25 protein-coding genes are annotated in these 24,671 nt (G+C 61.8%); 9 read left to right on the top strand and 16 right to left on the bottom strand.

All coding sequences use genetic code 11. The features are described from left to right. Window positions 1-52: 52 nt before the first annotated feature. Together AArcSt11_RS13015 and AArcSt11_RS13010 are read right to left on the bottom strand one after the other, a co-directional pair. A complete protein-coding gene (locus tag AArcSt11_RS13015; protein WP_250597663.1) occupies window positions 53-760 on the bottom strand; it encodes an alpha/beta hydrolase in 708 nt (235 codons plus the stop codon). Further along, complete coding sequence (locus AArcSt11_RS13010; RefSeq protein ID WP_250597662.1) at window positions 757-1,689, bottom strand: VOC family protein; 933 nt, start codon at window positions 1,687-1,689, stop codon at window positions 757-759. Before AArcSt11_RS13010 ends, AArcSt11_RS13015 begins: the two co-directional genes overlap by 4 nt. 126 nt (window positions 1,690-1,815) lie before the next feature. Here AArcSt11_RS13010 and AArcSt11_RS13005 point away from each other — a divergent pair, with 126 nt between their 5' ends. Next, the gene (locus tag AArcSt11_RS13005; protein ID WP_250597661.1) at window positions 1,816-2,589 is read left to right on the top strand and encodes an SDR family oxidoreductase; all 774 of its coding nucleotides are present in this window, start codon (window positions 1,816-1,818) and stop codon (window positions 2,587-2,589) included. 81 nt (window positions 2,590-2,670) lie between these two features. Then, window positions 2,671-4,074, top strand: coding sequence for a carotenoid oxygenase family protein (locus AArcSt11_RS13000; RefSeq protein ID WP_250597659.1), 1,404 nt, complete (start codon window positions 2,671-2,673; stop codon window positions 4,072-4,074). Here the strand turns inward: AArcSt11_RS13000 and AArcSt11_RS12995 are convergent, their stop codons facing one another. From AArcSt11_RS12995 to AArcSt11_RS12980, 4 genes are all read right to left on the bottom strand, one after another. Then, window positions 4,075-4,740 (bottom strand): NAD-dependent epimerase/dehydratase family protein, encoded by a 666-nt coding sequence (locus AArcSt11_RS12995; protein WP_250597657.1) that lies wholly within the window; start codon window positions 4,738-4,740, stop codon window positions 4,075-4,077. It lies immediately after the preceding gene. A gap of 42 nt (window positions 4,741-4,782) precedes the next feature. Next, window positions 4,783-5,205 (bottom strand): molybdopterin-dependent oxidoreductase, encoded by a 423-nt coding sequence (locus AArcSt11_RS12990; protein ID WP_250597655.1) that lies wholly within the window; start codon window positions 5,203-5,205, stop codon window positions 4,783-4,785. Between the two features lie 125 nt (window positions 5,206-5,330). Then, window positions 5,331-6,764, bottom strand: a complete 1,434-nt coding sequence (locus AArcSt11_RS12985) for a DASH family cryptochrome (RefSeq protein ID WP_250597653.1) — start codon at window positions 6,762-6,764, stop codon at window positions 5,331-5,333. A 71-nt stretch (window positions 6,765-6,835) separates the two neighbouring features. Further along, on the bottom strand, window positions 6,836-7,432 hold the full coding sequence (locus tag AArcSt11_RS12980; protein ID WP_250597651.1) for a class I SAM-dependent methyltransferase: 597 nt from the start codon (window positions 7,430-7,432) through the stop codon (window positions 6,836-6,838). A gap of 123 nt (window positions 7,433-7,555) precedes the next feature. On the opposite strand from AArcSt11_RS12980, the gene AArcSt11_RS12975 reads away from it, so the two are divergent. Continuing rightward, window positions 7,556-8,596, top strand: a complete 1,041-nt coding sequence (locus AArcSt11_RS12975; protein WP_250597649.1) for a zinc-dependent alcohol dehydrogenase family protein — start codon at window positions 7,556-7,558, stop codon at window positions 8,594-8,596. Window positions 8,597-8,612: 16 nt separating this feature from the next. On the opposite strand, the gene AArcSt11_RS12970 is transcribed toward AArcSt11_RS12975, so the two are convergent. The 5 genes from AArcSt11_RS12970 to AArcSt11_RS12950 all read right to left on the bottom strand — a co-directional run bounded on the left by AArcSt11_RS12970 (window position 8,613) and on the right by AArcSt11_RS12950 (window position 13,001). Then, window positions 8,613-9,818 (bottom strand): GNAT family N-acetyltransferase, encoded by a 1,206-nt coding sequence (locus AArcSt11_RS12970; RefSeq protein ID WP_250597647.1) that lies wholly within the window; start codon window positions 9,816-9,818, stop codon window positions 8,613-8,615. Window positions 9,819-9,894: 76 nt separating this feature from the next. After that, entirely contained in the window at window positions 9,895-10,275 is a 381-nt protein-coding gene (gene dhaM / locus AArcSt11_RS12965) for a dihydroxyacetone kinase phosphoryl donor subunit DhaM (RefSeq protein ID WP_250597645.1), read from the bottom strand. After that, entirely contained in the window at window positions 10,272-11,000 is a 729-nt protein-coding gene (dhaL, locus tag AArcSt11_RS12960; protein ID WP_250597643.1) for a dihydroxyacetone kinase subunit DhaL, read from the bottom strand. Before dhaL ends, dhaM begins: the two co-directional genes overlap by 4 nt. 41 nt (window positions 11,001-11,041) lie before the next feature. Next, the gene (gene dhaK, locus AArcSt11_RS12955; protein WP_250597641.1) at window positions 11,042-12,043 is read right to left on the bottom strand and encodes a dihydroxyacetone kinase subunit DhaK; all 1,002 of its coding nucleotides are present in this window, start codon (window positions 12,041-12,043) and stop codon (window positions 11,042-11,044) included. Window positions 12,044-12,413: 370 nt separating this feature from the next. Beyond that, window positions 12,414-13,001 carry a DUF7110 family protein gene (locus AArcSt11_RS12950; protein WP_238477462.1) on the bottom strand — a complete coding sequence of 196 codons (588 nt, stop codon included), beginning with the start codon at window positions 12,999-13,001 and terminating at the stop codon, window positions 12,414-12,416. Window positions 13,002-13,160: 159 nt separating this feature from the next. Between AArcSt11_RS12950 and AArcSt11_RS12945 the strand changes: the two genes are divergently transcribed. Further along, complete coding sequence (locus AArcSt11_RS12945; protein WP_250597640.1) at window positions 13,161-13,808, top strand: bifunctional 4-hydroxy-2-oxoglutarate aldolase/2-dehydro-3-deoxy-phosphogluconate aldolase; 648 nt, start codon at window positions 13,161-13,163, stop codon at window positions 13,806-13,808. A 191-nt stretch (window positions 13,809-13,999) separates the two neighbouring features. Further along, complete coding sequence (locus AArcSt11_RS12940) at window positions 14,000-14,548, top strand: TrmB family transcriptional regulator (RefSeq protein WP_250597639.1); 549 nt, start codon at window positions 14,000-14,002, stop codon at window positions 14,546-14,548. 3 nt (window positions 14,549-14,551) lie between these two features. Here the strand turns inward: AArcSt11_RS12940 and gfcR are convergent, their stop codons facing one another. Continuing rightward, window positions 14,552-15,196 (bottom strand): transcriptional regulator GfcR, encoded by a 645-nt coding sequence (gfcR, locus tag AArcSt11_RS12935; RefSeq protein WP_250597638.1) that lies wholly within the window; start codon window positions 15,194-15,196, stop codon window positions 14,552-14,554. Window positions 15,197-15,267: 71 nt separating this feature from the next. Between gfcR and AArcSt11_RS12930 the strand changes: the two genes are divergently transcribed. Continuing rightward, window positions 15,268-15,432 carry a hypothetical protein gene (locus tag AArcSt11_RS12930; protein WP_250597637.1) on the top strand — a complete coding sequence of 55 codons (165 nt, stop codon included), beginning with the start codon at window positions 15,268-15,270 and terminating at the stop codon, window positions 15,430-15,432. 20 nt (window positions 15,433-15,452) lie between these two features. Here AArcSt11_RS12930 and dnaK read toward each other — a convergent pair whose 3' ends face one another. Together dnaK and AArcSt11_RS12920 are read right to left on the bottom strand one after the other, a co-directional pair. Beyond that, window positions 15,453-17,345: a molecular chaperone DnaK gene (dnaK, locus tag AArcSt11_RS12925; RefSeq protein ID WP_250597636.1), complete on the bottom strand. Its 1,893-nt coding sequence runs from the start codon at window positions 17,343-17,345 to the stop codon at window positions 15,453-15,455. A gap of 161 nt (window positions 17,346-17,506) precedes the next feature. Then, on the bottom strand, window positions 17,507-18,874 hold the full coding sequence (locus tag AArcSt11_RS12920; RefSeq protein WP_250597634.1) for a nucleotide exchange factor GrpE: 1,368 nt from the start codon (window positions 18,872-18,874) through the stop codon (window positions 17,507-17,509). Between the two features lie 303 nt (window positions 18,875-19,177). On the opposite strand from AArcSt11_RS12920, the gene AArcSt11_RS12915 reads away from it, so the two are divergent. Then, window positions 19,178-20,443 carry a Fic family protein gene (locus AArcSt11_RS12915; RefSeq protein WP_259371255.1) on the top strand — a complete coding sequence of 422 codons (1,266 nt, stop codon included), beginning with the start codon at window positions 19,178-19,180 and terminating at the stop codon, window positions 20,441-20,443. Window positions 20,444-20,540: 97 nt separating this feature from the next. Here AArcSt11_RS12915 and AArcSt11_RS12910 read toward each other — a convergent pair whose 3' ends face one another. Continuing rightward, the gene (locus AArcSt11_RS12910; RefSeq protein ID WP_250597631.1) at window positions 20,541-20,825 is read right to left on the bottom strand and encodes a hypothetical protein; all 285 of its coding nucleotides are present in this window, start codon (window positions 20,823-20,825) and stop codon (window positions 20,541-20,543) included. 102 nt (window positions 20,826-20,927) lie between these two features. Between AArcSt11_RS12910 and AArcSt11_RS12905 the strand changes: the two genes are divergently transcribed. Continuing rightward, window positions 20,928-22,271: a DEAD/DEAH box helicase gene (locus AArcSt11_RS12905; RefSeq protein WP_250597630.1), complete on the top strand. Its 1,344-nt coding sequence runs from the start codon at window positions 20,928-20,930 to the stop codon at window positions 22,269-22,271. Between the two features lie 45 nt (window positions 22,272-22,316). On the opposite strand, the gene AArcSt11_RS12900 is transcribed toward AArcSt11_RS12905, so the two are convergent. Continuing rightward, a complete protein-coding gene (locus AArcSt11_RS12900; RefSeq protein ID WP_250597629.1) occupies window positions 22,317-23,555 on the bottom strand; it encodes an RNA-guided endonuclease InsQ/TnpB family protein in 1,239 nt (412 codons plus the stop codon). A 194-nt stretch (window positions 23,556-23,749) separates the two neighbouring features. Between AArcSt11_RS12900 and AArcSt11_RS12895 the strand changes: the two genes are divergently transcribed. Further along, window positions 23,750-24,628: an alpha/beta fold hydrolase gene (locus tag AArcSt11_RS12895; protein WP_250597628.1), complete on the top strand. Its 879-nt coding sequence runs from the start codon at window positions 23,750-23,752 to the stop codon at window positions 24,626-24,628. The last annotated feature ends 43 nt before the right edge of the window (window positions 24,629-24,671 follow it).

Genomic DNA, 24,671 nt, shown 5'->3' with positions numbered 1-24,671 from the left:
ACTATTTACTACTGGTAGATACTTATAGATACTGGATTCTGTAACAGTTACACTACCCCAACTCGTCCAGCCGGTCCCCGATCGCCTCGATTTCGTCGTCGTTGAGACCGTGTCCCAGTCCGTCGTAGATCCGTTCAGTCACGTCGCCCCCAAGACGCTCGAATGCCGCGGTCGTCGATCGAACTCGATCGATCGGGACGTACGGATCGTCGTCGCTACAGCCGACGAACACGGGTGTCCCGTCGAGCGATCCGTCGAACTGGCGAGCGGCCGGGTCCTGTCCTGTCACCCCACCGGAGACGATGAACGCCCCACCGTACCGGGCGGGACGACGCAGGAGGTACTCGGCGAGGACGCAGGCTCCCTGCGAGATACCGACGAAGACGGTTCGCTCGGCGTCGATGCCGATCTCTCTGGCCGTATCGCGTGCCGCTTCGACCCGATCGACGGCCGAGGTGAGCCACGGCTCGTTCCGGGAGAACGGTTGGTCGAAGCTATAGGGATACCAGCGACTGCGCTCTGCCTGCGGCGCGATAAACGTGACACCGTGCCGGTAGAAATCGTCGGCCAGACGAATTGTTCCCCTGGCAGTCCCACCACGACCGTGTATCAGTATGACGGCCGTCTCGGCGGCCAGCGCTGGCGCACCACCAGTGATGAGGGGCTGGTCGGCGTGAGGGTCATACGGCTCTACATGGGATTTATCCGAGTGATCGGCGGGAGGGTCATTCTGGCCATCCAGGGGCAGATCCGGCGTCATGTCTCTCGTTTGTCCGGAAGTGTTAGTTCGGGCAGCTGGCTTTCGATCAACTCACGATCCTCCTCGAACCAGTCCGGGAGGAACAGCGACTCACCGAGTGAGTCAGGATCTTCGCCCGCGGTCACGCCGGGCGTTTCGGTCGCGAGCTCGAACAGGATTCCGCCGGGACCGCGGACGTACAGCGAGCGAAAGAAGTGCCGATCTTTGACGCGTGAGACGGTGTAGTCCCGGTCGGCGAACAGTTCGCGCCACTCGTATAGCTGTGCCTCGGACTCCACACGTACGGCGACGTGATGGATCGTCCCTGCACCCTCGCGGCCGAACGGAACGTCCCGGTCGAGGATATCGATCACGGTCGCCCGGTCCCCCGCGGCGCGATAGCGGATCCGATCGGTCTCCTGCCCGACGAACTCGAATCCGAGCGTTTCCAGCGTTCCGGCAGTGGCGTACGGGTCAGTCGGGAGGAGTGTGACGCCGTGGAGTCCACGGATGCCGTGCTCGGACGGTACAGACCCGCCATCCCACGGTGCGATCGACGACGACGCGGTGACGAGTTCGATCTCCGTGCCGTGGGGATCGGTACAGCGTACGGCAGTCTCGTCGAAGCGGGTCGTCGTCTCGACATCGTGTTCGACCAGTCGTTCACGCCAGTATCCAACAGCATCCTCTGGAATCGCGAAGCCGACCGACCGAATCTGGGGAACGCCGACCCGACCGGGATCTCCGTGTGGGTCCGGGAAGACGGTGAACACCGAACCGGGAGTGCCGTGCTCGTCCCCGAAGTAGAGGTGGTACTGCAGGATGTCCTCGAAGTTGACCGTGCGTTTCACGGATCGAAGCCCGAGTACGTCGACGTAGAAGTCGAGGCTCTCCTGGGCATCCCCAACGAGTCCGGTAACGTGGTGGATCCCGGGAGTATCCGAAAGCATAGTGACTGTACGATAGCGGGTGCAGTCGCAAAACGCTGGGGGTGCCATCCCCGCAGCGCGGTGCGACAGCCCTCTCCGATATCCGCTGTTAGGTTTATTATTCATGTAATTCTATATATACCTGCAATGTCGGACTTGCTCGAAGGCCGAACGGCGGTCGTGACTGGGGGATCGAGCGGAAATGGACGGGCGATCTGTCGAACGTTCGCCGCCGAGGGGGCGGACGTCGTCGTGGCGGATATTCAGGAGGAACCGAGGGAAGGCGGGGAACCGACACACGAGCTTGTCGAGGCCGAGACTGACGCCGGTGCGACGTTTGTCGACTGTGACGTGACGAGCAAAGACGATCTGGACGCGGCGGTCGAGGCGGCCGCGGAGTTCGGCGGCGTCGACATCATGGTCAACAACGCGGGGATCTTCCACGGCGAGGAGTTCCTCGACGTCGATGAAGCGGCCTTTGACCGCCTGATGGACATCAACGTCAAAGGGGTGTTTTTCGGCTCGCAGGTGGCCGCAGAACGGATGGCCGAGAACGGCGGTGGTGCGATCATCAACCTCTCGTCGGTCGCTGGACTGCAGGGATCGGCCGATTTTATTACGTACTGCACGTCAAAGGGCGCAGTACGACTGATGACGTACTCGCTGGCGGCGAAACTCGGGCCGGAGGAGATTCGAGTCAACGCGATCCATCCGGGGTTGATCGAGACGAAGATGACGACGGAGGATGTCGCGATCATCGGGACGGAGGCAGAAGACAACTTTATGCAAGGCATTCCGGTGGGGCGTGCCGGACAGCCCGAGGATGTCGCCGACACTGCACTCTACCTGGCCAGTGACCTGTCGAGTTACGTCAGCGGGGAATCGCTCGTTCTCGATGGGGGGATGACAAACACGCAGTGAGCCGCGCGGCGCGCAATGAGGTCAGTCACCCTATATTTTCCGCGCACTGGATTGATATGCCCTGCGCCCGGACAAAAGGCTGTGACAGGCTTGTACGGCCCCGGCTTTCGCACGCTGACGACGGAACTCCATGATCACCGGCCGACTATCGAGGGTGAGATTCCCGATTGGCTTTCGGGCACCCTCATCCGAAACGGGCCGGGCCGGTTCGATGTCGGAGAGCGTCGCGTCAACCACTGGTTCGACGGCCTCGCGATGTTGCGCCGGTGCGCGTTCGAGAACGGAAGCCTGCACTACTCGAATCGGTTTCTGCGTACTGAGGCCTACGGCGATGCGATGGACGGGCGGCTCACCGGACAGTTCGGGACGGATACCCGTGGCTGGCGGCGTATCGTCGAGACGATCCGATCGCTTGGGCTCCCGGAGCCGACCGACAACGCGAACGTCCACGTTGCAGAGGTCGACGGCGAGTACGTCGCGTTGACCGAGGCCCCGCGTCGGATCGCGTTCGACCCCGAGACCCTGGAAACGCGTGGGGAGTTTCGGTTCGAGGACGATTTTCCGGAGCATCTGACCGCAGCCCACCTCGTTGACGACCCACACCGCGAGGAACTGGTCGGATTCACGACCGAGTTCGGTCGTCGTCCGCAGTATCACATCTATCGCGTACCTGCCGGAAGCCGTAGTCGCGAGCGTATCGCCTCGATCGACGCGAACGGTCCGGCGTACATCCACGACGTGAGCGTCACCGAGGAACACGTCGTCCTCGTCGAATCACCGCTTGTCGTCTCCGTCCTACGTGCGCTGAACCCGTTTTCCCAGGGGGTCACCGACATGCTCGACTGGCAACCGGACCGGCCGACCCGCGTGCTGGTCGTCGATCGGGAAAGCGGCGAACTCGTCGCGGAGCCGACCACGGACGCTGCCTTCACGTTCCATCATATCAACGCCTACGCGGAAGACGGGACCGTCGTGCTGGATCTCGTCGAATTCCCCGATGACGATATCGTCGGTGCGATGGCGATGGAGGAACTCGACGGCGTCGGCTTTCCCTCAGTACCGGACGGTCGACTTCTCCGGTACGAGATCGACCTCCGACGCGAGCGGATCGACCGATCGCGGCTGTACGACGGCGGGATGGAACTCCCCCGGATCGTCCGGTCAAAGATCGGCCGACAGCATCGCTACGCGTTCGGACAGGCGACCGATCGCAATGGCGCGAACGGCCTCGTAAAAGTCGACTGCGAAACCGGGACTGCACAGGAGTGGTGGGAGCGATCCGTGTTCGTCGAGGAGCCGATCCCGATCCAGAAGCCCGACCCGGAGGTCGAAGATGACGGCGTGGTACTGGCGACGGCGCTCGACGTGGAGCGCGAGCAGACGATGCTGCTCGTGTTCGATGCCGGGACACTCACCGAGATCGCACGGGCGTACCTTCCCCACCCCGAGCCGTTCGGGTTCCACGGCCGCTTCTTTGAACGCTGATCATCGTGCAAGCGCGGCGAGCGTTTCGGCGGTGATGGGACTCGCAGGTGGGTCGTCCGTGACTGCGAGTTCGCAAATTGCCTGTCCGGCCATCTCGACCGAAAACGGTCTGTCTTCTCCGAGGCGACGTGCGATCGGTTCGACCTCCCCGACCGCGGTGAACAGGTAGTTCGCGAGCGCCGGAAAGTGTGGCTGGTCCGGGCCGTAGACCGGTCCGAACCGCGGAATCAGGACGTCCATTTCGAGGTCGACGATGGCGGCCTCGGCACGGCGTCGAGCCGTCATGTATGCGTCCCGGACCAGCGGCGGCTTCGTCGACGAAGAGACGTACACGAAGCGGTCAACGCCAGCCCGGTCGGCCTCCAGTGCGGCGACGATCGCGGAATCGCCGTTGAGACGCTCGAACGTCACGCCCGTCTCGAGGGTCTCCGAGATGGTACCGATCGAGTGGACGACACAGTCGACAGTCGACAGGTACGAACGCCACTCGTGGGGCGCGAACACGTCGGCAGCGATCCACTCGACCTGGTCGGTCCAGTCGGCAGTCTCGGCGTCCGGCGGAGAACCGCTTCTCGCGACGCTCGTTACGTCGTGGTCCGCAGCGACGGCGTTTGCACAGATGTGGCGGCCAATGAAGCCGTTACCGCCGGTGATCAGCAGGTGCATACACGGGATCAGTCTTCACGATAGAAAACGGCGTCGGCACCCTCAGACGTCGGCCGTGGGATGGCCGGTGTACTCGCTGGCGTCTTCGGCTGGGTCGAGATGAAGCGTTTCGATCCGTTCAACGCTCGCCACTGACTCCGCACCGTCGATCGCGTCGCCGACAAATCTGGGAAGTCGTCCGTCCCCCTGTTCGTCCTCACGTGCTACAGCCAGCAGCGCGTCGTGTGCTGCCGTCATCGAAATGCAGGCCCGGTAGCCGTCGTCCCCGGTAACCAGCAGATGCGTCGATCCTTCGTCCGCCTCGACGCGTGAGAGCAGCGCCCCGATCCGAACGCCGCGCCACTGTCCCACCTCGTACTCGCCGGTCGCACAGGTTACTCTGTGACGTTCGGTCTGGAGGTCGAACTCACCGAGATACGACGGGTTCGTCGGCAAGAGCAGTTGTCGGGTGCTAGAGATTAGCACACGTCCTGAGTCGTCGTCAGTACGTACAGCCACTGTGTTGGTACCCATAAGCAAGTGGCTGTTAAATCACTATGAAAGTAGATTGAAACTAACGTATGAGTCTGTTCACCCGTGCACGCTTTTGTTCAGTATCTCGTCTCCTGTAGTTCCACGAACCGCGCTTCTACGTCGATCATCGGCTCGGAGTAGTCGACACCCAGAACCACGTCGTACGACGATTCCTCGTCGGCATCCATCCGCCACGGGCGGTGGGCGTACTCGGTTGGCAACGCCTGCAGTTCCGGAAGCCACGTGTGGACGTACTCGGCGTCGCCGTCGTAGCGTTCGGCCTGTGACAGGACGTTAAAGAAGCCGTCGCGCGAGTCGTTGCCGACGCCCGCCTGATACGCCCAGTTCCCCCAGTTCGAGGCGACATCGTAATCGATCAGCCGTTCTTCGAAGTACGCCGCGCCCCAGCGCCAATCGATGCCCAGCGCGTCGACGAGAAAGGAGGCGACGTTCTGTCGCCCCCGGTTCGACATGTATCCCGTCTCGTTCAGTTCGCGCATGTTGGCGTCGATGAAGGGAACTCCAGTCTCACCTGCGGCCCACTGCCGGAACGCGGCACGGTCGTGTTTCCACTCCCGCTCGACATTGCGGATTCCGGTCGGCGTAAAGAAGTTTCCGCCGTGTTTGAGGAACTGGAACTGGAAAAAGTCCCGCCAGCGCAGTTCGAACAGCAGCCAGTACGTGTCCTCGTTCGAGACCCGTTCGTCCTCGTACCGCTTCACCTCGCGGTGGATCCACCGTGGCGAGAGACAGCCCGCGGCGAGCCACGGCGAGAACTTCGAGGAGTAGTCCGGGCCAAGCATCCCGTTGCGCGTCGATTTGTACTCCCGGAGTCGGTCGGCCTCCCAGAGATAGTGCTGGAGGCGGTCCTGTCCGGCGGTCTCCCCGCCCTCAAACGGAAGCACGGAGCGGTCGTCGTGGGGTGGGGTATCGAAGCCGAGGTCGTCGAGCGAGGGGATCACCCCGGGGTCGACCTGGGGCGTCGAGACGCGTTCGGGTGCGGGAACGGGGTCGCGTACCGATGCACCCTGCTCGACCTCCTTTCGCCACGGCGTGAACGTATCGTCGATACGATCGTACGGCGTCGGAAGGTCGTTGAGATGGTGCAGCGTGTGCGTGAACCGGCGCTGGAAGTCGACGGTCCCGGGGAGTGCGTCACGAACCGCGTGCTCGCGCTCGACCTCCTCGGTCGCCGGCTTTGTCTGAGCGAAGACGGCGTCGGCGTCAACCCCCTCGACGACCGAGGGCACGACATCCTCGACGAGTCCCTCGCGGACAACCAGTTCGCCACCGCGATCCTGCAGGGACTCCCGGAGATCGTCGACGCTCTCGCGCCGAAACTGTCCTCTGTGGCTTCCCATCTTGTCGGGGCCGTACTGGCTTTCTCGGCGACGGCGCGGATCGAACACGTAGAGCGGAACCACGGTTTCGGCTGCGCTCACAGCATCTGCCAGTGTCAGGTTGTCCTCGACGCGCAGATCGTCGCGGAACCAGACGACAGCGGTTTCCATACACAGTATAGCGACGCCGGCGGTAAATATCGATTGCCGGAGGGGTCATCAGTATGGGGGATCGATCATCGTCACGATCGGGTCGCGAAGACGAACTCCGTCGCACTTCCAAGCGGATCGTCAGCGGTCGTGGTCCGAACGTCCTCGAAGCCCGCCGCCCGAAGCTGATCGAGCGTCCGATCTCGCCCCGGTGCGGAAAAAAACATCGTCCCGTCCATCCAGCCGCGCCGTACCGTCTCGAAGCGACCAGCCGGAAGCGTCATCAGGAGCAGCCCACCGGGCCGGAGGATGCGGGCGAACTCCTCATACACCGCAGGATGTGACCCCCGCGGGACGTGAAAGACGGCGTGGTACGCGGTGATCGCGTCGGCGACGCTCTTTTCGATCGGGAGCGTCTCCATATCTCCCTGCACGAGCCGGGCGTCCGGGACGGTCTCTGTCGCCAGTGAGAGCCCCGCCCGGGAGATATCAACGCCGATGGAGTCCGCTGGCAGGTTTGCAAGCGTCCGCGCGCCGTCGCCACAGCCGATATCGACGACCAGCGGATCGTCGGAACAGCCTTCGACCAAATCGCCGATCAGTTGCGCGTCCGATCCCGAGGGGTTTCGCCGGTTCGCGTACGTCTTCGCGATCTCGTCCCACGCCCGCCTGATCGCGTTCCGGTCCATATCCCAGTGAGGGTCGGGACGGACATCACTCTTTGGCGGGCAGTAGCCAATCGTCACGCGCACGTCGACCCAGTAGCTTGCTCCGGAACAAACCGTTTTCACTGGCCGCACCAACATCCGAGCATGCGCGCAGCTATCTATCAGGAACCCCGCGAGATCACTGTCGAGGAGGTACCGGACGTCACAGTCGAGTCGCCGACCGATGCGATCGTCCGCGTGACACACACGGCGATCTGTGGCTCCGACCTCTGGTTCTACCGTGGCGAGAGCGACCGCGAAGCAGGATCACGGGTCGGCCACGAACCGATGGGGCTCGTCGAGGCGGTCGGCGAGGACGTCACCTCGGTCGACGTCGGCGACCGAGTTTTTGCACCGTTCGTCATCAGCTGTGGCTACTGCGAGTTCTGTCGGAAAGGCCTGCACACCTCCTGTGCGAACGGGGACTCCTGGGGCGGCGAGAACGGCGGCTGTCAGGGAGAGCAGATCCGCGTCCCGCAGGCCGACGGCACGCTCGTCCGGGTCCCGGATCGACACGCCGACGACGAGGACACGCTCGAAGCGCTGCTCCCGCTTACCGACGTGATGGGAACCGGCCACCACGCCGCGGTGAGTGCGGGCGTCGAGGCAGGCGATACCTGCGTCGTCATCGGCGACGGCGCGGTCGGGCTCTGTGGCGTCCTCGCGGCCCGCCGACTCGGTGCCGAACGGATCGTCGCGATGGGCCATCACGAGGACCGGCTCGCGCTGGCCGAGGCGTTCGGTGCGACCGAGACGGTCGCCGCCCGCGGGGACGAGGCAGTCGAGCGCGCCAAGGAGCTGACCTACGGCGGCACGAACCACGTGCTGGAATGTGTGGGTGCGGCGTCGGCGATGGACACCGCGATCGAGGTCTGTCGCCCCGGTGGGACGGTCGGCTACGTCGGCGTCCCCCACGGTGTCGACGACGAAGGCCTCGACGTGTTCTCGCTGTTCAGTGACAACATCACGCTACAGGGTGGCGTCGCGCCGGTCCGGGCCTACGCCGAGGAGCTAATGGCCGACGTGCTTGGTGGCACGCTCGATCCTTCGCCGATATTCACGAAGACCGTTGATCTGGACGGCGTGCCGGAGGGCTACCGGGCGATGGACGAGCGCGAAGCGATCAAAGTGCTGGTCAAACCCTGAAAGCCGGGGCGACGCGCTAGAAGAACTCCCGCAATCCGACCGACCGGGGGACGAAGACGGCCCCGAGCCGCGTCCGAACTGACTCGTTGAGGATCCGAAAGTCACCGAGACGCTTGGCCTCATCCGGCCCGTACGTACCGACGGCCAGCTGGGAGAGCGTCCCAATCCCGACGCTTGCGTCGGCCGTCTGTGCGGACTGGCCGTTCACGCTGCCGGCGACGCGGTCGATGCTCGCTTGCCCATCTGATACAGACAGCTCGAACACGCCCTCGTTGTCCGCGACGAGCGGATCAGACACCGCTAGCGTGCACTCTCCCTCGTCCGCAGGCCATTCGATCGCTTCGAGCGCCTCGACGTCGGTCAGTCGGACCATCGGTCCCGCCTCGACGGTACAGTCGATGGCAGCGGGATCGTCGACTCGCGAAAGCAGGTTGGTTCCCAGCGCTCGCTCGCCGACGATCCGCTCGATCTGTGCGCCGTGACCCGAGAGGAAGTCGAACAGGGCACGATAGGCCTCTTCGTCTGCTGCGACGAGCCCGCTGACCGTGAGCGTCCGCTCATCGTCGTCTCCGACAGTATATACGAGGTATCCCTGCAGCTGTCCGTCCCGCTCGTAGCCGTAACAGAACGGATCGCCCTCACCGTCCCAGTTCGCGAGGGTCCGCTCGCGCCACCAGGTCTCGGACCGGCGAAGCGCCAGCGATCGAGTCCCACTGGCTCGGCGCTCGACCGCTCGTAGCTCTTCCCAGTCGTCGCCGTCGATCCGTCGCATCCGTCCGGCAGTATCGGCCATCGGCAGCGCCCGCGGCGGGAGTTCATACCGTGCCACCTTGTTGGCCGTCCCCCAGCCCATCCGTCGGTAGAACGGCGTCGAAAACGGCCAGAGTGCCACGAGCCCGATCCCTCGTTTCCGATACTCGGAGAGTACTTGCAGACACAACTGTCGGCCGTAGCCTTTCCCCCGGAACTCGGGGAGCGTGGCGACCGCACCCAGTCCGCCGATCGTCGTAATCTCATCGCGGATGCGTGCCTCCGGCGTGTACAGTTTACAGCCGCTAACGAGCTCCCCACCGTCGTACAGCCCGTACCGATCGTACAACACCGTCTCCCCACTCTCGATATCCTCATCATCGAGTGGACCGCGTTCCGGGGTGAACGCGTAGCGGAGCATTGAACGGAACTGCTGGCGATCCGCGTCGGGGAGTGGGCGAAAATCAGTCATGGTTCCCCGTTTTTCTCCGAGCCGTATCAGTGTATCCGATCCGGAGTGAGATCACCGTGTCGGCAACCGCCCCCGATCAGTCCAGTTTCCGGTACTCGCGCGCCTCTTCGGCCCGTTCGACGACCGAGTCAAGCGTCGCTTTTCCGCTGGTCGTCTCGACGCCAGCGTTGACAGCACCCTCCAGTACGGGCGCGTCTGCGATTCGTACCTCCGCATCGCTCATCTCGATTGCCAGCTCGGCGTTCATTACCGCGCTTCCAAGATCGACGAGGACGACGACTCCGTCCCCGTCGTCCGCGGCATCGATCGCTTCCTGAATCCGGCCCGCGTCGGTACCGAGCCCGTCGTCTTCGCCGCCTGCTGGTTCGATCCGGGCGTCGCCAGCCATCTCCTGGGCAACCTCACAGATCCCCTCCGCGGCGCGGGCGCTATGGGAGACCACAACGAGGCCGATCATTCGTCCTCGCCCTCCGCTACCTCGTCGGGCATCTCTTCGGGTGCTTCCTCGGCTTCGGCAGTCGCCTCGACCTCACCGTTGAGATACGTCTGTGCGGTGGCGAGCAGCTCCTCCATGATGTACAGTGTTGACGTTGCACCGGGGTCCTGATGGCCGACTGACCGCCAGCCAAGATAGGACGCCCGTCCCTTCCTGGCGCGGATCGGCGTGGTGAACTCGACGCCCCGCTCGGCGGCGTCGACCGCCTTCGCCAGCGCTTCGAGGGGCTCTAGATCGTCAGTCTCGATCGACTTCTTGTAGGTGTGGACGGCAGGCGTAAGCGCGTCGACCATCGTCTTCGATCCGATCTCCGCGCCGCCGCGATCCTGTACCTTCTCCAGATACGCCTCGGCGAAGGCGACGCTAGTCTCTGCGGTAATCCCCTCCTCGGAGAACTCCTGGCTTGCAGACATGATCGAGCCGCCGTAGAGCGGACCGGACGCGCCGCCGACCTCCGAGACGAGCGTGACGCCGATCGTCTTCACCAGCTCTGCGGGATCGGCCTCGTCCATATCCTGTACTTTCTCGTTTGCCTTTCTGAACCCTCGGGTCATGTTTGCCCCGTGGTCGGCATCGCCGATCGCCGAGTCCAGATCCGTCAGATGTGACTTCTCTTCGTCGAGTCGCGCGGTAACGTTTTCGAGTGCCTCTGCGACCGCCTCTCGCTGTCGATCCGTATCATTCATATTGAACTAGGGGGTGGGAGACCGCAAAGCGTTTGCGACGACTATTCCGTCACTGTCAGTCCCGGGGTGTCCGCTGGCGCTGACAGCAACTCTTTGAGTTCGTCGTCGACCGCACAGACGGTGATTGACGCGCCGTCCATATCCAGCGAGGTCATGTAGTCGCCCACCCACGCGTCCCAGGTCTCCAGTCCGTGGTCGTCGATCAGCTCCTGTAGACGTTTGTTGACGACGAACAGTTCCATCAGCGGCGTGCCGCCCATGCCGTTGACGATCGTGGCAACCTCCTGACCGTCCTCCAGGTCGAGATCGTCCAGTACGTTCTCGGTGAGATGCTCGGTGATCTCGTCGGCGCTCATGATGTCGGTCCGCTCGGTGCCCGGTTCGCCGTGGATACCGATCCCGAGTTCGATCTCGTCCTCGCCCAGATCAAACGTCGGCTCACCCTTGTCCGGGGTGATACAGGAGGTCAGCGCCGTCCCCATCGTAGCGACGTTGTCGATGACCTTCTCTGCGACACGCGTCACCTCGTCGAGGTCGGCACCTTCGGCCGCCTTCGCACCAGCCGCCTTGTGAACGAGGATCGTCCCGGCGACGCCGCGCCGACCGGACGTGTACAGCGAGTCCTCGACGGCGACATCGTCGTTGACGACGACTTGCGAGACATCGACCCCCTCCATCCCGGCCATCTCCGCAGCGGTATCGAAGTTCATCACGTCGCCCTCGTAGTTTTTCACTACGGCGAGGACACCTTCACCGCCGTCACACGCTTCGATCATGGACCCGAGCTGGTCCGCACTCGGCGACGTGAACACCTCACCGGCCGCTGCGCCATCGAGCATTCCGTCACCGATGAAACCACCGTGTGTCGGCTCGTGACCGCTCCCCCCGCCCGAGACGATCCCCACCTTCCCGTCGACAGGCGCGTCCGCCCGGACGAGCACTTCGGCATCGTCGAGCCGCCGAAGTCGGTCGGGATACGCCGCTACCATTCCGTCGAGCATCTCGTCGACGACATCTTCCGGTTCGTTGATGAGTTTCTTCATGCTTCATAGTGTACTTTATCCGGAGAGAACAAATATGTGCGTGCTCGTTCTGGAGTGATATATAGAGGAGCTGTACTTATCGATCTCTGTCGTCCGAGGTAGAACCTGTTGGAGATGATTAGTTTGCCTCGGAAGGATCGAAATCCCGGCCGAAAAAAGTGTTGAGTGCCATTTTCGCCCCGATATACGACCCGACAACCACAATTACAGAACATCGAGGCGAAAGCCTCGCTCTTCAGCGCGGGGAGGATGTCAAGGCTTCAACAGGCCCTAACAGACACAGATCGATCGCGAAATAACGACACCTGAATCGACAGGCAGAGCAGGCCGAGTGCGTCGGGGTTTGGCCCCGGGGCGGTTCACCGCACACTCACTCGCTAATAAACTTGTTATCCCGCCAGTTGACGCCGCCGCCGTTCGAGTCGTTGTCGCCCGCACCCTCGACGACTTCGATCGAACTCGGGCGGGGGTCGCCATCGACGATTCGCGTCGCTTCGAGGTCGCCGTCCCGTTCGGTGATCGCAGTGAGCGTCCCCTTTTCGGACTCTTTGGCGATCTCACAGAGTACCTGGAACATCTCGTACTGCAGGGTCGTGTTCTGCAGAACGGTCTCGCGGTCGCCCTTGAACGCCGCGAACTCGACGAGTTCGGACTCGGGTTCGTCTTCTTCTTCGTCGCCCCACTGTGGACCGCTTTTTCGTCGACGTACCTCTTCGGGTTCTTCGTACACGCGGTTTTCGGTCACACTCGCTTTCAGCTGTGCCGTCGGCGTGTACTTGCTCAGCGACTTGTCGGTCGCCACGGCTTTCAGAATGAGCGTATTGTTGCGACGGGTGATATCTACGTCATCGATACCGTCGGGCAGTGATGGGTCGTCGAAGAAGTCGTGGACGTCTTCGAGTGGCAGTTCCAGTGTCGAGTGGAGCCGATAAACGTGGCTGGAATTGTCTGTTGACATGATTGTGTCGAGGGGGTACGACGGCCGCTCGGTTACCTGTATCTACGGCCCCACGGCTTATATGGCCTTTCGTTTCCTTCTTTCGCACCTTACCGAAAGGAACAATCGGGGACGAAGCAAAGAAAAGCAGTTATCCCATCAGGTCGAGAACTGCCTGCCATGACCACGCACGAGGACATGCAACAGCTAGTCGATAGCGGAGTAATCGCGGTGCTGCGCGGCGTCGACGAAGCGGATGTCGAACAGGTGGCCGAGGCCCTGATCGAGGGCGGCGTGACGACGCTCGAGGTCACCGCCGACACGCCGGGCGCGATCGACATGATCGGTGATCTCGCGGCGGCATACGAGGATCGCGAGGACGTCCTCATCGGTGCCGGGACGGTGCTCGACGCCGAAACGGCCCGGTCTGCCCTCCTCGCCGGTGCGGAGTTCGTCGTCTGCCCGAGCTTTCACGAGGATGTCGTCGAGACCTGCAACCGTTACGGTGCGGTCGTTGCGCCGGGCGTCGCCACTCCCACCGAAGCGATCGAAGCCTACGAAACCGGCGCAGATCTCGTGAAGCTGTTTCCCGCCTCGGATCTCGGCGCGAGCTACCTGGGCAGTATCAAGGGTCCACTCGGCCAGATCCCGATCGTCCCGACCGGCGGCATCGGTCCGGACAACGCCGGTGAGTTTATCGAGGCCGGTGCCTGCGCGGTCGGCGCTGGGGGCTCGCTGATCGACGACGAAGCGATCGAAGCAGGCGAGTACGACGTACTCACCGAGAACGCGGAAGCGCTCGTTGCTGCAGTCGAAGACGCGCGGTAGCCCGCAGAAGACTGCGCCAGTGCATCGTATATAAAGCGCTAGTATATGTGCCCCAATCCTCACTGACAATCAGTACAATTGCTGCACTGTGCAACAGAGTCCACTGCTCGGATTGGGCCCCACCGATCCGGACGATGCTGTCCAGTCTCCCGACTACACAGAGCAGCGCATGACCGGTCGAAGGTGGTGGCATGTCTGTACTTGATCCGAAAGATAGCCGAAGCTCGGAGTCAATTGAACTCACTACGAGCCAGGAGACTGTCCTGCAGGAGTTGGCTCGCCAGTATCACCAGCATGGCGAGCCAGTGAAAGGAAAGGAGATTGGGGAACGAATCGGACGGTGTGCAGGTACGGTGAGAAACCAGATGCAGAGCCTGAAACGCCTTGATCTGGTCGATGGGGTGCCAGGTCCGAACGGCGGCTACGAGCCGACCGCAAAAGTACTGGAGATCCTTGGAATGGAATCCCCAGAGCAAGGTACAACTGTCCCCGTATTCAGGAACGGTGACCCAGTCGAAGATGCAAGCGTTATCCGCATCGGCATGTCTACCGTCTACCATCCAACTACCTGTCGAGCAGAGCTACAGGTGACCGGCGGGGTCGAAACGTTCGATCAGGGCGACCGGATCACGATCGGCCCCATGCCCGTTTCCGGACTCCGGCTTACCGGGACGTTCTCCGGTACCGATAGTACTGGTACCAAACTGATGGTGACTGTCGAAGAGATGGAAACGGGGTGAGGCTCACTCCTCGCCGACACTGATGACTTTCAACAGCGAGTAGACCGGGATTCCTTCAATCTCGTCGATACCTTGCTTGTCCGCAAGCACGATACAGGCAACCGGCTCACCGCCTTCCTTTTCGATCGCTTCGACGGTCTCCCGCATCGTCGTTCCGCTGGTAATCGTGTCGTCGACGATGTAACACTCCCGGTCGCGGATCTGCGCGAAGTTCCGCGAGAACGTCCCTCCCAGATCTTCGATATCTCCCTCTTCCCACTGGTGTTTGCGCGGTGCGTACGTGCCGAGGTCGGTATCGAGTTCGGCCGCGACCGTCGTCGCGAGCGGGGCACCTGCCTTCTCGATGCCGATGGTGAGATCGACATCGTCACCATGTTTCCCGAGCATATCGGCCATGGCCGCACCCATGTGCGTGAGGCGGTTGCTGTCACGGCCGATCGCGCTCCAGTCGACGTGGATGTCGGCCGGGCCACCGGTCGCCCGCGTCGGGGCCGACACGTCGGCGGTCTCCGATCCTGCACCGCTGCGCTCGACCAGCCAGCTCGCCGTCTCCCGCGAGACGTTCAATTCGTCCGCAATCTCGCCTTTTGCAAGCCCCCGGTCAGCGAGCTGGGCGGCACTCTCGATAAGATCGTCAACGTTTTTCATACCTGTTTGTTCGTGACCTGTTTTTATAAAGACTGCGAGAGGGCACCCCCCTCAATTGTGGATCCGACGCAATGGCGACGACAGGAATCTGCCCGTGCAAGAGAGACTCGCTACTGCTCGTCGTCGTTCTCGTCCAACTGAAAACGTTCGCTTCGCTCGTCTTCCGAGCCGAAGAAGACTCCTCGCTACTGCTCGTCGTCTTCTTCGACGTCATCAGAACCGCGCAGCGGTTCTGATTGGCGAACGAGAACGACGACTATTTGTCGTCGTTCTCGTCAACGTCCTCGAAGTCGGCGTCGACGAACTCGTCGCCCTCGGCGTCAGGCCCCGGACCTGCAGCGCCGCCGGGACCGCCCGCTGGGCCACCGCCCATGCCGCCAGCGCCCGCGGCACCGGCCTGGGCTTCCTGCTGGTACATCTGTTTGCCGATCTCCTGCAGCGCGTCGCTCAGGCTCTCGGTGGCCTCCTCGTACTCCTCTTTGCCAGCGTCTTCGTCTTCGAGCGCCGCCTCGACGTTCTCGATCTCGGCCTCGATATCCTCGACCAGCGCCTCGTCGAGCTCTTCTCCGTTCTCTTCGAGGAGCGTGTTCGCTCGCTGGATCGACTCCTCGGCGGCGTTACGCGCTTCAATGCGTTCGCGGCGTTCCTGATCCTCCTCGGCGTGCTGTGCGGCCTCCTGTTGCATCTCTTCGATCTCCGCGTCGGAGAGGCCAGCGCCGCCCTCGATGGTGATCTCCTCGGCGTTACCGGAGCCTTTGTCCTCGGCCTGCACGTTGACGATGCCGTTCTCGTCGATGCTGAAGCCGACCTCGATCTGGGGCGTTCCGGCCGGGGCTGGCGGGATTCCGGTCAGGTGGAACTCGCCGAGCATCTCGTTCTCGTCGGCAATCTCGCGTTCACCCTGGAAGACACGGACCTGCACGGAGGTCTGGTTGTCCGCGGCAGTGGTGAAAATCTTCGACTCCTCGGTCGGGATCGTCGTATTCTTCTCGATGAGTCGCTCGAAGAGGCCACCTTTGACTTCGATACCGAGCGAGAGCGGCGTGACGTCGAGCAGGACGATATCGTCGACCTCGCCCCCGAGCACGCCACCCTGGATCGCCGCGCCGAGCGCGACGGCCTCGTCGGGGTTGACGTTCTTTTTCGGCTCCTTGCCGGTCATCTCCTCGACTTTCTCCTGGACCTGTGGCATCCGCGTGGAGCCACCGACCATGAGCACTTCGTCGATGTCGTCTTTTTCTTTGCCAGCGTCTTCGAGCGCCTGCTCGGTCGGCTCGACCGTTCGCTCGACCAGATCCGCGGTCAGCGACTCGAACTTGGCACGTGTGAGACTCTCTTCGAGGTGTACCGGGCCACTGTCGGTCGCCGTGATGAACGGGAGATTGATATCGGTTTCCTTGCGCGAGGAGAGTTCAATCTTGGCCTCCTCGGCGGCGTCTTTCAGCCGCTGGAGCGCCTGTCGGTCCTCGGTGAGATCGATCCCGTGCTGGTTCTCGAACTCCTCGGCCAGCCAGTCGATAATCGCGTGGTCCCAGTCGTCACCGCCGAGGTCGTTGTCCCCGTTCGTGGCGACGACCTCGTAGACGCCTCCGCCGAGGTCGAGGATGGAAACGTCGAACGTCCCGCCACCGAGGTCGTAGACGAGTACGGTCTGGTCCTGGTCCTCGTCGATTCCATACGCCATCGACGCCGCGGTCGGCTCGTTGACGATGCGTTCGACCTCGAAGCCGGCGATCTCGCCGGCGTCCTTGGTCGCCTGACGCTGGCGGTCGCTGAAGTACGCCGGGACCGTGATGACGGCCTTTTCAAGCTCGTCGCCGAGATACTCCTCGGCGTCGTGTTTGATCTTCTGGAGGATCATCGCCGAGACCTGTTCGGGCGTATACTCCTCGTCGTCGATCTGGACGGTGTAGTCCTCTTCGCCCATGTGGCGCTTGATGGATTCGATCGTCCGCTCGGGGTTCTGGATCGCCTGGTTCTTCGCCGGTTTGCCGACGAGTCGCTCGCCGTCTTCGGTGAAAGAGACTGCGGAAGGCGTTGTTCGTTCCCCTTCCCCGTTGACAATGATTTCGGGGTCTCCACCTTCCATGACGGCAAACGCGCTGTTCGTCGTACCAAGGTCGATACCGAGAATCTTGTTACTGGCCATCTTGCAAGAGGATTGTAGGCTGTTCCGTATAAACCTTTCTACACACCGATATGCGAGCGAATTAAAACCAACGCCAGCGACTACATTACCCGGGTTTCTCCGACCGCCGCTTCGGCCTTTTTATTGATATTGGTGGGTGCAGATCGGCCGACGACGCTGTCTCACTCGGCGTTGTCGTCTTTTCCGGCGTCTTCGTCCGCGTCCTGTTCGGTCGGTTTGTCATCCTCATCGACCTCGGTACCGTCATCCTTCTCATCCGCATCGGCAGTCTCGGCGTCGGTGTCTTTCCCCTGGGCGTCGTTCCCTTCGGCGTGATCCGTTGTTTCCTCGTCGGGGTCGGAATCCTCAGTGTTGGCTCCCTCCTCGTCGGCTTCGTCGCCAGTGTTGCCCTCCTCGGAGTCGGCGTCTTCATCAGCTTTAGTCTCCCCGTGGTCGCTCTCTTCCGCTGCTTCGGCTTCTCCGGAACCAGTGTCTTCCGCTGCTTCGGTCTCCTCTGGGTCGTCATCGTCCCCGGACTCGTGTTCGTCTCCCTCTCCGGCTTCGTCCTCATCGTCGGTACCAGCGTCTTCGTCGTCAGTTTCGTCCTCCTTGGTGTCGGTGCCTTCTTCGTCGACCTCGCTATCATCGGAGTCAGCCGCTTCCGCAGCGTCGGACTTCTCTGGGACGTCCTCACCGTCTCCGACGTCGTGTTCGTCTCCCTCGTGTTCGGTGTCTTCGTCGCCAGTTTCGGACTCCTCTGAGTCGACGTCTTCCTCGTCCGCTTCAGACACTCCGTCGTCGGGTTCCATCTCGGCATCGTCCTCGTCGGCTTCGCCATCCTCCGTCGTCTCCTCGTCTTCGACTTCAGCGCCGGTGCTGACGGTGACCTGTGCGGACTGGATCAGTTTGTCGGCGATCTCGTAGCCGGGGCGGTACAGTTCCGCGACCGTGCCTTCCGGCTCGTCGCTGTCGACCCGCATCATCACCTCGTGTGTCTTCGGGTCGACGTCCGCGCCGGGCTCCGGTTCGATCGGCGAGACGTTCTCGTCTTCGAGGATCCGATCGAACGATTTGAGCGTCATCTCGACACCCTCGCGGATGCTCTCGACGTTGTCGTGATCCTGATCCGCGGCCCGGAGCAGATTGTCCCGTACCTCGACAAGCCGCTCGACGAGGTCCTCGGCGGCACGCTCTTTGATCCGCTCTTTCTCGCGCTCCTGACGCTGCTTGTAGTTCTGGAACTCCGCTTGCTTCTGTTTGAGACGCTCCTCCAGATCGTCGATTGTTGCCTCGCGCTCGTCGAGGTCCGCCCGAGCGTCCGCCAGTTCCGACTCGGTTTCGGCCAGTTCGTCCTGTGTCGCTTCGAGGGCCCCCTCGAGTTCGTCGACCGCCCCGTTGAGCTGGATGGCGATCTCGGCCAGCGACTTCACCTCCTGGCCGAGCTCCGGATCCCGGTCGGCGACCTGTGCGACCAGATCCTCCCGGATCTGTAACTCGACGTCCTCCTCCGGATCCGGCGCGACGGCCTCGGCTCCCTCGTCTTCGGTCATGGCCGGTACAAGCCGTCCGGCAAGTATAAGGGTTCAGGAAACCGATCGGCGTGACCGATCTCCGGATCGGCTAAAACTATTTGAGCCCAATTATCGACTCTGTTCAGGGATCGAATCACACCGCCGTTCATCGATCCCGGAGACCAGCGCCATTCGAGACAGCAGGTATATCTTCGAATCGTGTTTGAGTGAACGTATTCATTTCTAACGTAGCTCCATACAATGGAATTGGATTACTTTGTGAAGACACCAATTCCAACTTTCACCAAAATATTTTAACCACGCCCCTCAAAAATAGAGCTAATGAAGGACGGATACGATTTACCTGGGACTGCACCTGGGCAGTACATGCCGCTTCGGACGGACCGATCACTTCCAAAGGCGTACTTTCCGGATCGGTTGCCACCATCGTTCGAGCTATCCGAGGCGGTCATCCGGGAGAATGGGCGAGCCATGTGGGCGCTGGGACGACTGGAAGGACTCGGCAGCGAAATCGACAACCCCGGCGCAGTCTTCAGTTCCTTCGTCTACAAGGAAGCCGAACAGTCTTCACAAGTCGAAGGGACAGCGGTGACGGTGTCGGATATCTACCGCTACGATCTCGACCAGTTGACTGTTCGGGATACTCCAGACCGCGACCACGAAGCCGACGTGCGGGAAGCCCGGAATTACATCCGCGCGCTTGATGATGCAGTTTCGTATCTTCAGACCGCCGGCATCGACCGCGAGAACATTACGGCAGAGCTTCTGAAATCACTACACGAGCAATTACTGGACAGCGGAAGATCGGAGGAAGAAAACCCATTACCCGGTGAGTATCGACCGGGTTTTGCAGTCATCGAAGAAGAAAACCCCAGTGCACCCGGAAAGCGAATCAGATTCATCCCACCGAAACCAGGTTCAGTGTCTGGGTTGATGGAGAACTTAGAACAGTTCATTCAGCAAGACAGTAAGTGGCCTGACCTCGTCGACATCGCTGTGTCCCACTACCAGTTCGAAACGATCCACCCATTCAAAGACGGAAACGGACGTGTTGGCCGACTCCTTGTCGTCCTCATGCTGTTGGGTTGTCGGTTACTCCACTACCCGATGCTCTATCTGAGTTCATTCATCGAGCGACACCGTACCGAATACGCAGACCTCTTGCTATCTGTTAGCGAAGATGGTGCCTGGGATGAATGGCTTCAGTTTTTCCTTCGCGGAATCCGTGAACAGGCCGAGGAAGCATTTGTCCGGGCAAGACTACTCATCGATAAACGACACGACTACGAAAGCCGCTATGCGGAGGCTCCACAATCCGTTCGTCGCCTTGGTCTCTCTTTGTTCGAAGATCCGTATTTTACAGTCAGAGAAGCCAGTGAGCGGATCAATACGGTGTATCAGACGGCGAACAACGCAGCTACGCGGCTCGAATCGGATGGTGTTGTGACTGAAATCACAGGCAACGATCAAAACCGTGTCTTCCGGGCCGAAGAGATTATGCAGATCGTCGAGCGCCCAGCACGGGAACTTCCTGACCCAAATCAGCTGGTGAACATCGAGCAGGCGTGGCGGCTTCCTGAAGGTTGAGTGGCAGCAGATATGGTGAGAACCATTGTATGACACCCTGTTAAAACATACACTATACGATAATAAAATTAATTCATCCTAAGCACCGGGGTGAGACCTACGCCGATCCGAGACTGACCGTATAGCCAAGTAGCAGTACTGCAACTAGCCATACTCCAACAAACAGGTACAACGTACTCAGTGCCTGGATCCAGACATCGGTCGATCGGAGCGTGCCGAGTACCCCACCGATCAGTAGGAGGAGCCCGGCAAACAGCCAACCCAGCTCCGGGATGGTTGTCGCGCCGAAATAAAATAACAGGGCAGCAACCGGGAGTACTGCAACGCTCCCCCACCGAGCACGCTCGACGCTCTTTTGTCTGTTTGTTCTGGACCGCGTCACTTGTATTCAATATAATCCGAATGAGTATAACTATTCGGGTCTCGATTGCTACGACCACCGTCTCCGGAACGGTTTTTGTAGCCTCCGTGTCTACGCGAGGACGTGACGACGAGACTCGGCTTCGAGGACGGGACGATCCAGTTAACCGGCGAGGACGTCGCCGACCTGCCGGGCGTCGAGTACGACCCGCGCTCGGAGACCTATCGCGCGCCCGGACACCGGTACGCAGCGCTCCGGGACGCCCTCGACGAGCGGGGCGAAGACGTCGAGGACGACGTGCTGAACCTCGCAGCCGTCCCTGATCTGTCGTCGAGCTACCAGCTCCGTGAGTACCAGCGCGACGCGCTCGACGCCTGGGAGGGGGCCGATCGCCGTGGCGTCCTCGAACTCCCCACGGGGAGCGGCAAGACGGTGATCGGCGTCGCCGCCATCGCGGCCCTGTCGACTCCGACGCTCGTCGTTGTGCCGACGATCGACCTGCTGGAGCAGTGGCGTGACGAACTCGCCGAGGAGTTTCCCGACGTGAGGCTCGGCCAGCTGGGCGGGGGCGTCCAGCAGGTCGGCCCGCTGACGGTCGCTACCTACGACTCGGCGTATCTCCGGGCGAGCGAGATCGGCGGCCGGTTCGGGCTGGTCGTCTTCGACGAGGTCCACCACCTCGGCGGGGAGGGCTTCAGACAGATCGCACAGTTGCTCGCCGCGCCAGCGCGGCTCGGCCTCACGGCCACCTTCGAGCGCCCGGACGACGCTCACGAGGTCGTTGCGGAGCTGGTCGGTCCGGTCGTCTACTCGCTCGAACCGGACGATTTAGCTGGTGAGCATCTCGCGGCCTACGAGGTCAAGCGCCGGTCGGTCGAACTCCCGCCCGACGAACGCGCCGAGTACGACGACCAGCAGGGCACCTTTACTGACTATCTCAGGCGCTCGAACATCCAGCTCCGGAGCGGTAGCGACTACCAGGAACTCGTCAAGCGCTCGGGGCGCGATCCCGAAGCGCGTGAAGCCCTGCTGGCAAAACAGCGCGCCCGCGAGATCATGATGAGTAGCGAGGCGAAAGTCGATGCACTCGGAGAGATTCTCGATCGCCACCGCGGCGAGCGCACGATCGTCTTTACCGCCCACAACGACTTTGCCTACCGGATCGCCGACCGATTTCTGATTCCGCCGATCACCCACCGGACGTCGACAGGAGAGCGCCGTGAGATTCTCGATCGGTTCCGGAAGGGGGAGTACACGCGCGTCGTCACGTCGAACGTACTGGACGAGGGGATCGACGTCCCGGATGCCAGCGTCGCAGTGGTCCTCTCGGGCAGCGGCAGCGAACGCGAGTTCACCCAGCGACTCGGCCGAATCCTGCGCCCCAGCGAGGAGAGCGACCGCGCCCTGCTATACGAGGTCGTTGCTCGGGATACCGCAGAGGAAGGTGTATCGAACCGGCGGAAGTAAGCTACCACGCCCTGAAGGGCGTGGCATTCAGCGTGGACTCCCGTTCTAACTGTGTAACACAGTAGGCGAATACTCACCGTTTACGTTCATCATCCCGCTGTTCAAGCGCACGCCTACGGGTGCGCCTCCACGCCCAGACTTTTGCTGGTCGCGGAGATACTTCAAGCCGATATTCTTCGCCGCGTTGTAATCCGCGTGAATATCGTACCCGCACTTCAGACACTCGAACTCGTCCTGACCGTTATTGTGCGGGCGATTATCCTCGTGAGTGAACCCACACTTCGAGCAACGTTGGCTCGTGTACGCAGGATTAATCTGCTTCACGACAAGCCCGTCAGACTCGGCCTTGTACGTGACGTACTCGTACAAGCGGTGGAACGCCCACTTGTGAACCGCCTTCGCGTGCGGCAAGCGTTCGCGGATTCCGTTGAGTTGCTCGAACACGATATGCGTACAGTCGTTCTCCAGAGCTTCGTCTACGAGTTCGTTCGAGATCGTGTGAAGCATCTGCTCAAACCGCCCAGTTTCCTTCCGACCGACTCGCTGGACGTTCTCGTGTGCCCATCGAGTCCCAGTCTGCTGGAGCGACCCCCGACGCTTCTCGTACTCGCGGTGCCAGTGGTTGAGTTCGCCGCCGCCCCAGAATCGTCCGGTTGAGGTGGTTGCGATGTTTGTGATGCCGAGGTCAACACCAAGGACGGAGACGTGCTTGGCATCGCCTGTGTCGGCATCATCGTTCTCCACAGCGGGCTTTGTCCGCACGTGAAGATAGAAACAGTCCTCAACCTCGTCGTAGTGAAGCGTGGCTCCCTTCACATCGTACTCGTCGTTGAACAGGTACTCCGAGTGAGGCGTATCTCGCTGGTCGTCGGGAAGGACGAACTCCGCAGTGACTCGCCCGTCGATGGTGGCGAGTGTGGCGTGGTCGTCGTTGACAGTGACGGTTCGGGCGTCGTAGCTAGCGAACCGTGACGTGAACTCGGGTTTCGAGGCTTTTTTGCCTTCCTTCCAGCGTTCTACGACGCCTTTGACAGCTTCTGCCCCACGGTTTCGCGCGGCTTGCACGAGATTGGCCGGGAGTGGCGAGTCGTCTCGAACGTCGTAGTAGGTGAGGTCGTGGAGTTTCTGTTTGCTGGTGATTTTCCAGTCGGATTCCCACGCTACGTCTACAACATGGTTGGCGGCGTCGAGGAAGTGGTCGATGGTCTGGTGGAGGAGGTCAGCGGCACTCTTGTCCACATCGAGTTTGACGGGAACGGTGCGAGTGCCTGAGCCTTCCACCATCTTCACTTCATATGTAGCACTTGGAATTTATAATAGTTCGGATTGGCGTGGGGGGAGTCGACCTGCTATCGAACGCGGTGTGTGTCCGAGTGGTCGGCTTCCTCCCGCGCCTAAAGACGCGGGTTTCCACCTTACGGTCATTATGAGCTAGCTCGCTGTTAGCTATTTCCCACAGCGTGTGGATATATCACACGATGGCAACCGAGCACACGGACACGCTCGAACCGCTCGACATGTGGATCGACGTGGACGGTCGACACCTCCACTACATTACGGCGGGCAGCGGGTCGACACCTGTCGTGTTCCTCCACGGCGGCATCGTCGACGCGGCGACGCTCTCGTGGGGCGGCTCGATCGCACCGTTTGCCCACGAGCGCCGCGTTATCGCACTCGATCTGCCGGGATACGGAAGCAGCAGCCGCCCGGAGGCTGCCGACTACACGACCGCGTACCATACCGACGTCCTCGGCGACTTTCTCGACGCGCTAAACATCTCGCCGGTCACGCTCGTCGGCGTCTCGATGGGCGGTGGGATCGCGCTCCAGTACGCGCTGTACAACCAGTCCCGCGTGCAAAAACTCGTGCTGGTCGACAGCCACGGTCTCGGCCGGGGGCTCCCCCACGGCTACCTGACGTACATTCTTTCGCGGCTTCCACAGCTGAACGAGCTGTCGATCTCCCTGCTCAGCCGGAACCGACGACTTGCAAAGCGCGCACTCGGCGGCATCGTGAACGATGTCAGTACGCTCTCCCGGTCGGTCGTCGACGAGTTCTACCGACTGCTACAACGGCCGGATGCCGGGCTGGCGTTTCGCCGCTGGCGGCGTCACGAGGTGGATCGAAGCGGCTACCGGACCGACTTCTCGGACCGTCTCGGCGACCTCGGCGTCCCGACGCTGCTCGTCCACGGTGCCGAAGACCCGCTCTTTCCGGTCGAGTGGTCGCGACGAACAGCGGATCGGATCCCGGACGCGACGCTCGACGTCCGACCGGACTGTGGGCACTGGCCCCAGCGCGAGCAGACCGAGGCGTTCAACGAAGCGGTACTTTCCTTCCTCGACGGTGAGAGGTAGATCAGTGCAAGCGTCCCGAACGGATTTTATTACGTCCAGCCGT

This window comes from Natranaeroarchaeum aerophilus, assembly GCF_023638055.1.
GTDB lineage: Archaea > Halobacteriota > Halobacteria > Halobacteriales > Natronoarchaeaceae > Natranaeroarchaeum > Natranaeroarchaeum aerophilum.
Note: the sequence above shows the minus strand (reverse complement) of the source record. Positions and strands in the feature narration are given on the sequence as shown.

What these genes read in the sequence shown, in the direction of transcription:
- AArcSt11_RS12980 (WP_250597651.1), bottom strand. Translation starts at nt 7,432, where the DNA reads ATGGACCGGAACGCGATCAGGCGGGCGTGGGACGAGATCGCGAAGACG.
- AArcSt11_RS13005 (WP_250597661.1), top strand. Translation starts at nt 1,816, where the DNA reads ATGTCGGACTTGCTCGAAGGCCGAACGGCGGTCGTGACTGGGGGATCG.
- AArcSt11_RS12900 (WP_250597629.1), bottom strand. Translation starts at nt 23,555, where the DNA reads ATGGTGGAAGGCTCAGGCACTCGCACCGTTCCCGTCAAACTCGATGTG.
- AArcSt11_RS12930 (WP_250597637.1), top strand. Translation starts at nt 15,268, where the DNA reads ATGGCGACGACAGGAATCTGCCCGTGCAAGAGAGACTCGCTACTGCTC.
- dhaK (WP_250597641.1), bottom strand. Translation starts at nt 12,043, where the DNA reads ATGAAGAAACTCATCAACGAACCGGAAGATGTCGTCGACGAGATGCTC.
- AArcSt11_RS12975 (WP_250597649.1), top strand. Translation starts at nt 7,556, where the DNA reads ATGCGCGCAGCTATCTATCAGGAACCCCGCGAGATCACTGTCGAGGAG.
- AArcSt11_RS13010 (WP_250597662.1), bottom strand. Translation starts at nt 1,689, where the DNA reads ATGCTTTCGGATACTCCCGGGATCCACCACGTTACCGGACTCGTTGGG.
- gfcR (WP_250597638.1), bottom strand. Translation starts at nt 15,196, where the DNA reads ATGAAAAACGTTGACGATCTTATCGAGAGTGCCGCCCAGCTCGCTGAC.
- AArcSt11_RS12945 (WP_250597640.1), top strand. Translation starts at nt 13,161, where the DNA reads ATGACCACGCACGAGGACATGCAACAGCTAGTCGATAGCGGAGTAATC.
- dnaK (WP_250597636.1), bottom strand. Translation starts at nt 17,345, where the DNA reads ATGGCCAGTAACAAGATTCTCGGTATCGACCTTGGTACGACGAACAGC.
- AArcSt11_RS12895 (WP_250597628.1), top strand. Translation starts at nt 23,750, where the DNA reads ATGGCAACCGAGCACACGGACACGCTCGAACCGCTCGACATGTGGATC.
- AArcSt11_RS12915 (WP_259371255.1), top strand. Translation starts at nt 19,178, where the DNA reads ATGAAGGACGGATACGATTTACCTGGGACTGCACCTGGGCAGTACATG.
- AArcSt11_RS12970 (WP_250597647.1), bottom strand. Translation starts at nt 9,818, where the DNA reads ATGACTGATTTTCGCCCACTCCCCGACGCGGATCGCCAGCAGTTCCGT.
- dhaL (WP_250597643.1), bottom strand. Translation starts at nt 11,000, where the DNA reads ATGAATGATACGGATCGACAGCGAGAGGCGGTCGCAGAGGCACTCGAA.
- AArcSt11_RS13015 (WP_250597663.1), bottom strand. Translation starts at nt 760, where the DNA reads ATGACGCCGGATCTGCCCCTGGATGGCCAGAATGACCCTCCCGCCGAT.
- dhaM (WP_250597645.1), bottom strand. Translation starts at nt 10,275, where the DNA reads ATGATCGGCCTCGTTGTGGTCTCCCATAGCGCCCGCGCCGCGGAGGGG.
- AArcSt11_RS12950 (WP_238477462.1), bottom strand. Translation starts at nt 13,001, where the DNA reads ATGTCAACAGACAATTCCAGCCACGTTTATCGGCTCCACTCGACACTG.
- AArcSt11_RS12985 (WP_250597653.1), bottom strand. Translation starts at nt 6,764, where the DNA reads ATGGAAACCGCTGTCGTCTGGTTCCGCGACGATCTGCGCGTCGAGGAC.
- AArcSt11_RS12940 (WP_250597639.1), top strand. Translation starts at nt 14,000, where the DNA reads ATGTCTGTACTTGATCCGAAAGATAGCCGAAGCTCGGAGTCAATTGAA.
- AArcSt11_RS12920 (WP_250597634.1), bottom strand. Translation starts at nt 18,874, where the DNA reads ATGACCGAAGACGAGGGAGCCGAGGCCGTCGCGCCGGATCCGGAGGAG.
- AArcSt11_RS12995 (WP_250597657.1), bottom strand. Translation starts at nt 4,740, where the DNA reads ATGCACCTGCTGATCACCGGCGGTAACGGCTTCATTGGCCGCCACATC.